This is a genomic window from Ottowia thiooxydans (assembly GCF_040548795.1).
Taxonomy (GTDB): domain Bacteria; phylum Pseudomonadota; class Gammaproteobacteria; order Burkholderiales; family Burkholderiaceae_C; genus Ottowia; species Ottowia thiooxydans_A.
Map to the genome: position 1 here is coordinate 76,342 of NZ_JBEPSH010000014.1, position 13,521 is coordinate 89,862.

Below are 13,521 nucleotides of genomic sequence, written 5' to 3' on the forward strand. Positions count from 1 at the left end.
AGTTGTCAAAACCGGACGAGCCATGACTTGCCACGCACTGATGTCGGCCCTAAAAGAAGCCATCGCCAACGGATGACGTGTTCATGACGCCATGACTGAGTCCCGGAGCTTGGTCTTTCTGTCCACCGATCGCCATCCTCAAGTCGCATTACTGCCTGGATGGTCTTAGCCTTCTCATCAGGCCCTGTCGCTCAGCAACACGCGGCAGGCTTTGCCACTACGGCCACGGGGAACAGCGCATCCGAGTTCGCCCGTTACCCTGATGGGTTTGGCGCCCTGCGAGATGGCAAAGGCCTTCAAGGCAATCTTGCAGCGCTCCAATGCCGCGAGACCTTCTGGCCCCTCCAAATTTAAACGAACCACCAAGGTACCCGGCGCACGCTGCTCCAGTTGAAAATCGAAGACGCCGCACTCCTCTTCGATCACTGTACACAAGGCCAAAGGAAGCAAGCTGACCATCTGGCCCCGCTGATGTCCTGGCACGCGCATCGTATCGTCGCAGCGGCCCTGTACCTGGATCACGGGCAGTGAAGAGCCGCAGGTGCAACGCTCTTTCTGAATGCTCACCTGATCTCCAAGATCGTAACGGATCAGCGGTTGAACATGGTTGGCGAGATTGGTCAGCAAAACCGAATGTGACAGCTCGCCGAGCGGGACCGGGCGGTAGCGCTCATCTACCGGCTCCAAAAGTACCCAGTCCTCGTTCAAATGCAAGCTTCCCTTGGCGCACTCCCACGCCATGGGCAGAAATTCTGAAGTACCGTAGCTGTTCCTGACGGGTGCCCCAAAGGCCTTGGAGATGCGTGCCCGCGTCGCCGAGCTCAACGCTTCCCCTCCCGTCATGATGCATCGGGGCCGCACTTGCAGTCTGCCCTGTTCAGCTTCTTCTGCCAGCAGGGCCGCAGCACTGGGGTAGGTCGCCAACACGATGGGCGCGTAATCATTGAGCTGCTGCACCAACTTGTCTGCGGACTGCTGAATGCTGAAGCTGCAGGCATTCGCCTCTATCCACGGATTGATGCTGCGCAGGCGATCAAGGCAGCACACACTGGCGAAATGTCCTCCGGTCGCGGTTACCAGCGCATAGCGGTCTTGCAGCCCCATGAAGTCAAGAGGTGCAAACGCACCAAACATGCTCTTGCGGCCCCCGGGTGGCCGGTGGCGCACCGCTTCGAGTGCGTCGTAGACCGCCATGGCCTGCGAATCCTGCACAAAGATGCCTGGTCTGCCACTGGTGCCGGAGCTTTCCCACACCATGTATTTGCCAAGCCAGGGTTCACCTACGCGCTGCGGGTCAGCAGTAAAAGCCCGCAATTCCTGCAGATTGAGTTCGGGATCGGTCACCCATTCGGAAAACCGATCCATCAGCTCGGCGCGGGACACCGGCGCTAGACGCAACCAGTCGCTTTGTCGCAAGGAGCTCTTTCCCAGCCGCTCCCGGTACAAAGCAGAGTCTGCATAGGCCACCTCCACAAGGCGTGCAAGCCTCTGCTGCTGGCGCACAGCCATCAATGATGAGGGCGCGTGGCTACCTGCCATGACATCGAGCGTCACAGCCTGCAAATGCAGCGGGTCAAAGACGGGCCTGGGCCTTGTTTTTACAACGGTGCGGTGATGATGCATTCATTCGTCTCCAAGTCAGTTCCCCGCATCTCCAGCGCTATCTTGCCTCCAATCACGCCCATTGCGTTGATTTGTGGCAATTTTTCATGCTGGAGGGAGGTTATTTGCGAACTCGGAGAAGCACGGCGGTCATCGTCTCGCACCTCAGCCTATCTTTTCGGAACCCCTCGATTGGCCAAGGAGTCGGCGCGTTCATTGCCCTCATGGCCGGCGTGACCCTTGACCCAGTGCCATTGAATCTGATGCCCACTGGTGCTCACCACGGCGTCAAGCTTCTGCCAGAGATCCGCATTCTTGACGGGCTGCTTGGTCGAAGTGCGCCATCCCTTGGCTTTCCAGCCATGAATCCACTCGGTGATTCCTTGGCGGACATATTGGCTGTCAAGATATAAATCGACGTGACAGGGGCGCTTGAGGGCGCTCAGCCCTTCAATCACGGCGGTCAACTCCATGCGGTTATTGGTTGTCAGCGCTTCGCCGCCAAACAATTCTTTTTCATGGCTGCCCGAGCGTAGCAATGCGCCCCAGCCTCCAGGACCCGGATTGCCCTTACAGGCGCCATCAGTGAAAACTTCTATCTTATTCAAGGTCTCTTTTCCGTAAGTGTGGGTGCAGGGGAGCGATTGGCTATGGAGACCGGCGCGCCCACCACGGCAGGCGTTTTCTTCCAGTGCTGCCCTACGAGTTTGGCGCCCTGGGTACGCTTGACTGCCATGATGAAGTAACCCGCACCAAAAATGGGCCACCAACGCTGGCCCAGCTTTTCCATCCATCGAAAGCGCGCTAGTGTGCCAGCACCCCGCACGGCAGGAAGATAGCAGCCAAAGCTGATCGATTCCAGGTCGAACTCAAGCAATCGCAGCCAATCGCGCAAGCGCCAATGGCCTATGAACTGCCCGGCGTCTGGCAGGTAGAGCCGCTCGTGGCCAAAGCGGCCGTAAAACCTTTCGCGATGCTGCCGAAACCCCCACAGGCTGGCGGGATTGAGCCCTGTGATGGCCACCTTGCCTTCGTGCACGAGCACGCGCTGAACCTCTCGCAAAGCCGCGTGAGGATCGCGGCTCAACTCCAAGGTGTGTGGCAGCACCACCAGGTCAAGGCTGTTTTCCGCAAAAGGCAGGGCTGTGGCATCAGCCACCATGGCCCACCGGGGATACGCTGATGGCTCTGATGGGACAGGAGGCGTGCGGGGCACTGGCCCAGAGCCTATGGCGGGGAAAGCTTGCGTCGCTCCTCCTATAGCAGAAGACTCTACCGCCAGCCACCGATGCGGCATGCGGTTGGCATGCAGGGCATCTATATCAATGAGTCCCAACTGCAATGCGTGATAGCCGAAAACATCCGTCAAGGCTTCGTCGAACCGCGCTTGCTCCCAAGCCAGAAGGTATTGGCCGGGCGGTGTTTGGAACCAGTCATGCAAGCCATTCATGGCGATTTTTTCGGGCAACAGAGGAAATTACTAACTGATTGATGATGTCTTCGCATTCTGCGGCATCCAGCTTGGGGGCCATCAGCAGATGCCTGATTGATCCACGTGATCGGCTCCAGAAGCCCACTTTCCTGTGAAAAGCTTGATTGAACCGCGCATGCATTCTAGGGCGTGGCACAAAGAAAAACCGCGTTGCCCCCTTTATGGAGGCAACGCGGTTCAGCGAGTCGCGCTTGGCGAACTAAGCAGCGGGCCTATCGGTCCATCACTCGGCGCGTTTGCGACGGCGCAGCGCCAAGGCACCCATGCCGGCACTCAGCAGCCCCAGCAAGCCCAGGCCAGCTACTTCCAACGTAGGCACCGGGGCAACAATGGCAGGCACAGAACCCGTCAAGGCGATGGAGCGGGACACCCTTGTCGCGGCTGCGTATTCCTGGTTTCCAGGCTGATCTGCGGCAATGGTGCACGTACCCGCCCGGTAAGGAGTCACGGTGCCGCCCGAAACCGCGCAGATTGTGGGGGTCAGGCTGGTGTAGGTCACAGGAAGCCCGGACGAAGAAACAGCAGCTGGATCAATGGCAAAAGCGCCATCTGCCACATCGCGGCCCTCCTGGTCGAGGAAAGTGATGAGCTGGTCCTTCAGAAGCGTGATCTGCATAGTGCGCTGAACAGGCGGGGCTGCTGCAACGTTGTACTCAATACCGTCAATCGTACGTGTGCCCGCAGCGGCATTGGCCTCTATCGTGCAGTTACCTGCCACGGCGGGGCTGACCAAGGTTACCACTCCGGTGCTGGCGTTCACTGTGCAAACCGACGGAGTAGTGCTCGTGTAGGTGACAGGGAGGTTGGCCGTGCTAAAGAGTGGCGGAGTTGGACCCCATGCAACCGTCGACCCGTTCATTGCCGAATACACCCCAGGGTTGGGTTGGCGGAAGTTGATGGTCTGCTGTTCGGGATCCACTGGTGGCGGCTCCTGGCATTTGGCCACGACCGTGAAGTCTGCAATGGCCGCCAAGGCACAAACGCCAGTCGAGCAGTCATTTTCAAACTGCCCACCGTCAAGCACCAAACCAATAGTGTTCGAACCTACTTCAAAGCCGGGAATCGCCGGCGTGGTTTGGCTTGTGAAACCACCGTAGCCGTCTTGCAAGAGATTCGGTGCAAAAGGCCTGTACGCCGGCTTTCCTGCAGGCTGTACAAACACGCTGTCGCCCGTATCATCAAACCCGAAGCGGCCTTTGAGCTTGATGCTGTCGAGATCCACGTTGTCGCTCACCGTAATCGGATGATTCATCGTGAAGACAGAGCCGTACCAGAAGGCCTTGGCCTGGCCAGTGGCTTTAGGATAGGGCACACCAGGAAGGTCGCCTGCGCCAGGACTTGTCGTGCCCGGGCTGATCCAGCGGGCTACAGTAGGTGCCTGCGGAGCAGGCAAGGTCCTCGGATTGAAATAGCTGCGGTACTTGTAATCGTCGAACAGAGGTTGCGTGACTTCTTCAATTTCCCGAGGGGCGAGCTCCCTGGTGCGCCATGTCCAACTCCAGTCGCGAGCATTGGTCGTGAAGGGACCGATTTCAAATTCATCACCTGGCAGCTTGCCCACTGGGCAGCTCAACGCGGTAGTTGCAGGCGTCGGTGCGGGCGGCAGCTCAGGGAGGCAGTCAGCCGTAATCTGGAAATCCGCGAAGAGACCGGTGGGGTTGTCCGCGCTGGTCGTGGGCGCGTAGCCAGTGTTCACAACCGCAAAACCAATGGTGTTGTCACCATAGTAGAAACCCATGCCGGTGTTGGCGCCATTCACGTTGATGAGCGAAGGGCTGCCAAAGTTAGCAAACGATGCGGAGGTGTTAATCCAATTATTGGTATTAGCGCCGGAAGGGATGTTGTCGGGTTTGACCAACAACAGCGTGCTATCGTCAAATCCACCCGAACCAATGAGTTTGATGGTGGATAGATCAACGTTACTGGGAATGGTGATTTTTTCGTTGTACGTGAAGGACACACGCCGCGCCACCAGCGCCCCGTTGGCTACCACGCCGTCCGTAATCACAGCAGGATAAGGGCCGGTACCTGTGTTTCCACCAGCGCTAGTGGGATATTGCGCGTCACCAAATGACAACCAATCGCCTTGCACTGGCTGCCCAGCCAGAGCTCCCGCGCTGCTTGGATGAACGGCGGTAGTTTTGTTGAACCAGCCACGCCATTTGTAATTGTCCACGATGGTGGCGGCAGCGCCCGTTGGCGCACTGACATAGCGCGCGTCAGTGGACCAGGTGGCCTTGGCCGTACTGATGCGCAAGGGCGTGCTTGCAGGACCACAGGTTAGCTGAGCCGCTTGCACACTACCTAGAGTGCACATGCCCATCAACACTATGGAAATTAACGATCCTTTCCGAACCGCACGCTGAAAAGCAGTGCGCCGGATAGACGGTGAAACAAGCTTCATAAGTTACCCTCTAGATATTAATAATAATTAACAGCAAATAAACGCTTTAGTGGCGTAATGGCGCATCATCAACCGCTAAAAATAGCTTATGTTAATAAAAAATCTCTTAGACCAGCCACAATCCTTCTCCTATTTACTCATTTATATTTTTATTTTCAATACAAAATTCAGATTATTTTTTGTCGGCGCTCACGGTATTTTTATATCAACTTAAAGCTAAAAACGGCGGACAATACACGTGCGGAGGCATCATAAGATGCATTCTGAATTTCAGTCAGATAGCACGCGACCCCTCAGTCCAACAAAAACACCAATCCGTACGGTTGCCTGTCAAATCCGCACAACACCTCAAGATGCGGCCTCCGGCTCACTGCCTAGCCGCTTCAGCTGCCAGGCCCATTGCTCACTATCCGCCCCGCATCCTCCGTGCTCTGGGCATTGTGGTTCGCCCATCTCCCAATGGCACGAAGAAATCCTCAATCCGTATGCGCAAAAATTCAAAGAGTTATACAGAAATATCACCTTCAGATTGTTTGCTTTTCTTCAATTTCATTTGCAATTCATCCTATTGAAAAGAAATTTCGAAAAAATCTTTATGTAACTTTGTTCAAACACTTTCGGACGAGACTTTAAACCTTGACTTCCCTCGCAGATAAGCCACGTTCCAGGGGTTTTCCACAAAAACCACATTTAAATCAAGGTTAAGGAACCACCTAAAAATCCAACCAAGTAGCTCAGAACTTTTGCTTTTTACCAATGAAAACAAACAAAAGTGCAAAAAAACAAACAGACTTCATCGCGGATATGTGACAATCGCGAACCGTAAAAATGCAATAACCCCCGGTGTGCCTATGAGCAATAGCGAAGTACAGTCTCCGCACATACTAATAATGGACGATGATCCTGATCAGCTTCGTCTATTAGTGGCAGCACTGCGCAATGCCTCGTACCGGGTCAGCGTCGCGCTCAATGGGGACCAGGGATACGCCAGAGCAACGGTGTTGCTTCCTGACCTTATTTTTTTGGATGTACGTATGCCTGGGCGCAATGGCATCACCATTGCCCGGTTGCTAAAAGGAAATCCCGCGACTCAGGATATTCCTATCATTTTCATATCCGCATTAATTAACCAAGATGAACGGTTGGCGGGGCTCCGCGCGGGTGCGGTAGACTATATTTGCAAGCCATTTCATGTCGACGAGATATTGGAGCGAACACGCATTCACCTTTCGCTCTCTCAAAGAAAATCAACACTCCCGCCAGACACCGCCGAAAAAAATATAGTTTTAGAGGGCAAAACGCCAACAGCGTCACTGCCCACGAACTTGCTCTTAAGACAAATAGCGTCTGAATATATTTTCAGCCACATCCACGAGCCTTCACTGAAGAGCTCGGATGTCGCGTCCAGCATGCAAGTTCCGATGCGACGACTGAACGCTTTATTCGAAACCAGCGATGGGACTTCTGTATTTGAGTTCATACGCCAGGAGCGCATGCGCAGAGCTGCGCTCATGCTCGGCCAAAGTACATTGACAATTGCCGAAATTGCCATAGAAGTTGGTTATCCAAATCCTGCCAATTTTTCTACCGAATTTAAAAAATTCTGGAAAAAATCTCCGACTCAATTCAGGAATGAATCACAAATTAACCCCAACATACTGCGAGGAATCATCCCCACAAAGCCTGTCTAGCAGACGCTTGGGTAGCCATGCCTTGACGCCCTGAAATAAGCAGCCCCCTACAAGCCCCTCAGTCCGAAAGGAAAGCCGTTTGGAACAGTCTCTCGCCAGCGAGAACAGCACCGCCGGCTTTGCGTCACCATCTGCTCGCAACCCCGGGCATTTGCCGAGGGTGATACGCCAGGTCACCATGGGACTGATCGCACTCTGGTTGGCCCTGGTAGCAGGCCTGGGTTGGTGGATATCACAACAAATCGAACACGCCTGGCTGGACAGCTTGACTGCCAGCACCGAGTACGAAGCTCAAACCACCGCGCGTGTTGTGGACAGGCTCTTCACAGAGATGTTCAGCGTGGCCAATATGGTGGCCAGTCAAGCGCAGGTCATTCAACTCGCAACCGCCTACCAAACAGATCCACCTGAGTTGGCAAAGTTGACTCGAGAAGAACGTGCGGCGCAGTTCACAAGTGACCCGCTGGTGCGCAAAGTTGGTGACTTTATGAATGCGCTGTCCACCGATCTGCGCTACGCACGCATCTATATGAACAACCTGTCGGACGACACGGTCACGGCCAGTAACTGGAACCAGTCCGACAGCATCGTAGGAATGATCTATTCAGGAAGGCCGTACCTGATGGACGCATTGCGAACGGGCAACGGGCATTCTTTCGGTATTGCCCGTTTGAACAAAAGCCACTCGTATTTTGTCTCCAGCCGAATAGACGACGCGAACGACGTTGCGCAGGGATCGGTCACCGTGAAATTTGACGCACCGGAAATGGCGCTTTTTTTGACGGGGAGGCATATTTCCATGATCGTGAACCGCCAGGGACGCGTGACGACCACATCTTCCGCGCCGTTTGTGCTGAGAAACGTGGCCGCGCTGCTTCCACCGGAGCTCATCAGTGTTTCTGAAGATGATGAGGATCCTGGAGCCCCCATGGATATCCAGGCCTTACCCGATGAGAGCCATCCGGGCCAATGGCTTATCAACGGCAAAGCGTATCTGCTGCAGCGCCAGCCGTTATCCAACACACAGTACCAGTTGCTTACGCTAGCCCCGCTGGACGAATTGCTCCCCATGCGCAGGCAGCACCTGATCACGGGTGCCTTGGTGGCTGCACTCGGCGTAGCCTTGATAGTGCTGTCGAGTCAAGCCGCACGGCAGTTTTTCATGCGACGCCAGGAAGAGAGGAATGCAGCGCTCCGCACTTCCGCATTGAATATGGATCTCAGTGCAGCACTCACCGACGCCAAAACCAAGGACCGGCAGAAAGTTGAAGTTCTAGGGTACATCGGCCATGACTTGCGCGCGCCGCTTGCCACCATAAGTGGGTACTCTGCTCTACTGCTTGCCAATGCAGACGAAAAACAGCACAAAATTCTGGAGACTATCCAGCGAAGCGTGAAGTATCAGCTCGACCTGATTGACGAGCTCCTGGAGTACGCCAAGGCTGAGTTACAGCCGCTCACTGTGCAGCCCGGCACAACCGATTTGCCACGTCTGCTGGACGAGATTTCCGAGTATGCAATAGCCCTGTGCTCTCAGCAAAGCAACCGTTTCAGTTACCGACCTTCTGACCGCCTGCCTAGGCAAGTGATCCTGGACGGGAAGCGTTTACAGCAGGTTCTGCTCAACCTGCTCTCCAATGCAGCCAAATTTACGCGCGATGGTGTCGTTACCCTGTCGGTGACTGCTCAGTCGCAAGACAAGACGTGCGCCCTGCACTTTGCTGTGAGCGACACAGGTATAGGCATTGACCTGAACAAGAATGCCGATATCTTCGGCGCCTTCCAACATATTCAGTCGGCAAGTGGAAGCACGGGATTGGGCCTGTTCATTGCCCAGCGCATAGTCTCGGCCATGGGGGGCACCCTGAGCGTCACCAGCATTGCCGAGCAGGGAACCACATTCTCATTCGTGCTCTCGGCGCCCATAGTCGACCCATCTGACTCAAACTGGTCCAGCGCTCGGCAGCGACAGATAGACCCCCCTGCGCGTCGAGGCGAGAATTCCCAGTATTCAGGTGCCGAATTGGACGATCAGGCTCTGGATGAGCTCGCTACCTTGGCGCTTCTCGGGCGGCTTACGGACATTGAACGCTGGATAGAGCTCCATTCCGAAGGATCCGCTCCAACACCGTTCATGACCCACTTGCGCGGGCTGCTAGAGCAATTTGACTTCACGGCGATAGAAGAGCTGGCACTGACCAGCAGAGGTCAATCAACTGTCTGAAATTGTTCCTGTGAGCGCTGTGACTTGCGTGTGCTCACTGGATTCAACTTTCTGTTACGGGACGCGGTCGACTGGGCTCAATACTAAAGGCTCACTCTGCAAAGCCGCTTGAATGTCGAACCGTTCAAGTATGAAGAATTGCAGTGATCGGCATCGCTGGCAGAGGCTGGTTCAAGACGTTTGCCGCCCGGCCGATGAGATGCCGTCAGTTGCTTTGCAGCTTTGTCGAAGCCGCACGTCTTCTCAGGTCGATTTTGCAGAGTTCTCCCGGGCAAGCCTTAGAGGGTTGCTTTGTTCAGTTGTGGACGCAGGCCATTGAGCGCTCCACACTTTCAGAAGCGAGGCGTTCAGGTTTGGAGATCAAAGAATTTAGTTTGCGCTACAACCCCGCGCTTGATGGATTGCGCGGATTGGCGATTTTGCTCGTCATCCTCTCTCACGCCCATGTACCTTTGTTCGATGGTGCGTTCTTCGGAGTGGATCTGTTTTTTGTATTGAGCGGCTTTTTGATTACATCCTTGCTGCTCATGGAGTGGAAAGCCCACGGACAGTTGGATTTTTGGCGCTTCTACCGCCGCCGCTTCTATCGGTTGATGCCTGCGCTCCTGCTGTTCCTGGGCGTTTATGCGTTGGCAGCGCCCCTGCTGTGGCCAGATCTGGACGATGTCTACTCTGACGTCGTGTGGTCAGCCCTGTATCTGGCAGATTACGGCATTGCATTTTTCGACCGACCGGGCACCTTGCTGCACATGTGGTCGTTATCGGTGGAAGAACACTTCTACCTGGTATGGCCGGTGCTCCTGGTGTTTTTTCTGCGAAGAGCCAATTCGGGTGCCCAGTCGACAGGCTCGGTCTGGAAACCGCTTGCCGCGCTGTGGGTGGCTGCGACGTTGTGGCGCGTTTTCTGGGTCGGCCAAGAACAAGCGTTCTACGCCATCTTCTTCCGGTTCGACACACGTGCCTCAGGCTTGTTGGCAGGCGCTCTGCTTGCCGCGCTGGTGATAGAAAAACCGGGGTTCATTCAATCTCTCGCCAGAAGAATGCGTTATGCGCTCTGGCTGCCCCTTTCAATTCCGCTGCTGATGGCTCTGGCCTGGGACGACTACAACGCCCTTCTATGGGGCATGACCGTCGTGGAACTGGCCACGGTGGTGGTGCTTGTAGCGGTGCTACCGCAAGTTCGGCAAAACGGCCTGGTGGCCGACATGCTGAGTGCCCCCGCACTCGTGCGATTGGGCCAACTGTCTTACGGTGTCTACCTTTGGCATTACCCAGTCGTGCGCTATCTGCGAGCTGACTACAGCTGGCCGACCGTGGTGGTGGCGGGCACTGTCATATCGCTTGCCCTGGCAGCGCTGTCTTACTATACCGTCGAGCGCTGGGCTCTGAAAAAGCGCGATGGTTCGGCCACCGAACGTAAAGTAAAGCCAACTACAGTGAACGCTTGAGGCTTTTCTCGATCATAGACAGTGATCGAGCTAACCTCACCCCACCTCACCTTACCCCACTAATCATCTACCCTACCCCCGACCTTTGCGTCGACTCGGGGGCAATTCCTTCGCTCGCCTATCGTCTTGTGTGGATGGCTTTGCGAAAGACCTGCCTGGCAAATGATTCGAGGCGGGCTGCATTAATTCACCTGCTTACGAAAAACACCTGATCGCTGACTTCATCAGCTTTTTATAATCCGTCGGTTATGAATTTGCTCGCCCTGCCCGCTTTCAGCGATAACTACCTGTGGCTGCTGCATGACGGCGTCCGCGCACTGGTGGTGGATCCAGGTGATGCGGAGCCTGTGTCTGCAGCGCTCAGGCAGAACAAGCTGCAACTTGCCGCCATCCTCGTCACGCACCACCATGCGGATCACGTGGGGGGTGTAGCGGCGTTGCGGGAAGCCACCGGGGCAGTCGTCTACGGACCAGCGCGTGAGCGCATCCCTGAGCCCTTTGTACCGGTTTCAGATGGCGATGAGGTGCAGGCTTTGGGCATGTCGTTTCGGGTCATGGACGTGCCCGGCCACACGGCCGGTCATATTGCCTACTTTGCAGATGAGATGAATGGCGCCCCGCTCCTGTTTTGCGGAGACACGCTTTTTTCAGGCGGGTGCGGGCGGCTTTTCGAAGGTACGCCGGCACAGATGCTGGCATCGCTGGATTCGCTGGCTGCGTTGCCATCGGCTACGCGGGTCTGCTGCGCCCACGAATACACCATGGCCAATCTGCGTTTTGCCAGTGCGGTCGAGCCGGGCAATGAGGTGCTGGCAGAGTATTATCAAAAATGCGAAGCGTTGCGCGCAGCAGGCACACCCACACTGCCTTCGTCCATAGGCGTCGAGCGCGCAATCAATCCCTTTCTCCGCAGCCGCGAAACTGCCATCACGCAAGCCGTGCAGGCTCACGCGGCCACCACAACCGACGAAGTCGCGGTATTTGCCGCGCTTCGCGAATGGAAGAATAATTTCAGATGAAATGGTTTCATGTGGCGGCGTTGGCCGCAAGCGTCTGGTTGGCTGGCTGCGCGGCACCCGGCACAAACCCCGCTTCGGACCCCGCTTCTGGGATGCCCTCGACAGACGCGACGCCCGTCAATGAGCGCCCAGTGGTATCCATGCGTCGCCAGGCTCCCGTAGCCGGAGACATGCCTCCTGTCCCTGTAAGTGAATTGCACTCACAGGCGGTCGCTGAACTCCAACCACCAGCCGATCTTTGGGAGCGCATTCGCCGCGGTTTCGCCATGCCAGATCTGGATACAGATCTCGTTGAGAATCGCGAGCAGTACTACGTCACCCGACCCGACTATCTCCAGCGCATGACCGAGCGCTCACGCATGTATCTTTTCCATATCGTGGAAGAGCTGGAACTGCGTGGCATGCCGACCGAACTGGCGCTCTTGCCTTATATTGAGTCGGCCTTCAACCCTCAGGCTGTTTCAAGTGCCAAAGCAGCAGGCATGTGGCAGTTCATGCCGGCCACCGGGCGTGATTTCGATCTGCAGCAAAATCTTTTCCGAGATGACAGACGCGACGTGCTGGGGTCTACGCGCGCGGCGTTGGATTACCTTCAAAAGCTCTACAACATGTTTGGCGACTGGCATTTGGCTCTGGCTGCCTACAACTGGGGGGAAGGAAGCGTTGGGCGCGCCATCGCACGCAACAAGGCCGCGGGCCTGGGCACAGGGTATCTCGATCTGAAGATGCCTAACGAAACACGTTATTACGTGCCCAAGCTGCAAGCGGTCAAGAACATCGTGGCGCGGCCTGAGTCGTTCGGTACAGCGTTGCCGCTGATCGAAAACCACCCCTTCTTCGACACCGTGGAGATCACCCGCGACATCGACATTGATGTAGCAGCCAGATTGGCGGAAGTGCGCGTGGAAGACTTCAAAGCGCTCAACCCTTCACAGCGCAAATCCATTATCTTCGCCACGGGTACGCCGCAAATACTGCTGCCCTGGGAGAACGCGTCAAAATTCAAACGCAATCTGGAAAGCCACGACCCCGCCAAATTGGCATCGTGGACCGCTTGGGTGGCCCCTTCCAACATCTCTGCGGGCGAAGCTGCTCGGCGTGTTGGTATGGAAGAAGCCGAGTTTCGCGCTGTCAACGCAATCCCATCCGGCATGTTGGTCAGAGCGGGCTCCACCTTGCTCGTGCCCCGCGGCGATAGTGCACCCCAAGCCGTTCCAAGCCATGTATTGAACAATGCTCAGGTCGCCTATGCACCAGAGGTTGTACTCAAGCGTTTCGCAGTGCGCGCCCGCAAAGGCGACTCGATTGCCCGCCTGGCTGCCCGCTATGACCTGCCAGCTGCGACCGTCGCTGGGTGGAACAACACCAGCGCCAATGCCGGACTCAAGGCCGGACAGACGATCACCGTGTTCCTGCCCGTTCGCGCGGGCGCATCCGCCGCCGCCGATGCCGTGCGCCATGGGCGGCGCGCCAACAACAGCGCTGCGCGGACCAAGGCCACTTCCACTGCGCGCGCGCGTTCAAGCAACAAAGCGGCGCCTTCTGCACGCGCTCGCTCAAGCAAAGCTGCACCTGCCGCAACGGCTCGTTCAACCAAGAAAGCAGCCCCAACAGCACGACCCCGGAAAACAGCAAAGTGAT

9 protein-coding genes and 1 pseudogene are annotated in these 13,521 nt (G+C 56.2%); 6 read left to right on the forward strand and 4 right to left on the reverse strand.

Annotation, left to right across the window (positions count from 1 at the left end; translation table 11 throughout):
• Positions 1 to 177 precede the first annotated feature (177 nt).
• From ABIE13_RS25760 to ABIE13_RS25775, 4 genes are all read right to left on the reverse strand, one after another.
• Positions 178 to 1,623 carry a phenylacetate--CoA ligase family protein gene (locus ABIE13_RS25760; protein WP_354448865.1) on the reverse strand — a complete coding sequence of 482 codons (1,446 nt, stop codon included), beginning with the start codon at positions 1,621 to 1,623 and terminating at the stop codon, positions 178 to 180.
• A gap of 149 nt (positions 1,624 to 1,772) precedes the next feature.
• Positions 1,773 to 2,210, reverse strand: a complete 438-nt coding sequence (rnhA, locus tag ABIE13_RS25765) for a ribonuclease HI (RefSeq protein ID WP_354448866.1) — start codon at positions 2,208 to 2,210, stop codon at positions 1,773 to 1,775.
• Complete coding sequence (locus tag ABIE13_RS25770; RefSeq protein ID WP_354448925.1) at positions 2,207 to 3,043, reverse strand: class I SAM-dependent methyltransferase; 837 nt, start codon at positions 3,041 to 3,043, stop codon at positions 2,207 to 2,209. Before ABIE13_RS25770 ends, rnhA begins: the two co-directional genes overlap by 4 nt.
• Positions 3,044 to 3,317: 274 nt before the next feature.
• Positions 3,318 to 5,498, reverse strand: coding sequence for a hypothetical protein (locus ABIE13_RS25775; protein WP_354448868.1), 2,181 nt, complete (start codon positions 5,496 to 5,498; stop codon positions 3,318 to 3,320).
• A gap of 890 nt (positions 5,499 to 6,388) precedes the next feature.
• On the opposite strand from ABIE13_RS25775, the gene ABIE13_RS25780 reads away from it, so the two are divergent.
• The 6 genes and pseudogenes from ABIE13_RS25780 to ABIE13_RS25805 all read left to right on the forward strand — a co-directional run bounded on the left by ABIE13_RS25780 (position 6,389) and on the right by ABIE13_RS25805 (position 13,520).
• A complete protein-coding gene (locus ABIE13_RS25780; protein ID WP_354448870.1) occupies positions 6,389 to 7,189 on the forward strand; it encodes a response regulator transcription factor in 801 nt (266 codons plus the stop codon).
• Positions 7,190 to 7,367: 178 nt separating this feature from the next.
• Positions 7,368 to 8,381: pseudogene (locus ABIE13_RS25785) on the forward strand (GGDEF domain-containing protein); the annotation flags it as partial.
• 21 nt (positions 8,382 to 8,402) lie between these two features.
• Positions 8,403 to 9,413 (forward strand): sensor histidine kinase, encoded by a 1,011-nt coding sequence (locus tag ABIE13_RS25790; RefSeq protein ID WP_354448927.1) that lies wholly within the window; start codon positions 8,403 to 8,405, stop codon positions 9,411 to 9,413.
• A gap of 353 nt (positions 9,414 to 9,766) precedes the next feature.
• The gene (locus ABIE13_RS25795; protein WP_354448872.1) at positions 9,767 to 10,861 is read left to right on the forward strand and encodes an acyltransferase family protein; all 1,095 of its coding nucleotides are present in this window, start codon (positions 9,767 to 9,769) and stop codon (positions 10,859 to 10,861) included.
• Positions 10,862 to 11,109: 248 nt separating this feature from the next.
• Complete coding sequence (gene gloB, locus ABIE13_RS25800) at positions 11,110 to 11,880, forward strand: hydroxyacylglutathione hydrolase (protein ID WP_354448874.1); 771 nt, start codon at positions 11,110 to 11,112, stop codon at positions 11,878 to 11,880.
• Positions 11,877 to 13,520 carry a transglycosylase SLT domain-containing protein gene (locus tag ABIE13_RS25805; protein ID WP_354448876.1) on the forward strand — a complete coding sequence of 548 codons (1,644 nt, stop codon included), beginning with the start codon at positions 11,877 to 11,879 and terminating at the stop codon, positions 13,518 to 13,520. The genes gloB and ABIE13_RS25805 overlap by 4 nt, the downstream gene beginning before the upstream one ends.
• The last annotated feature ends 1 nt before the right edge of the window (position 13,521 follow it).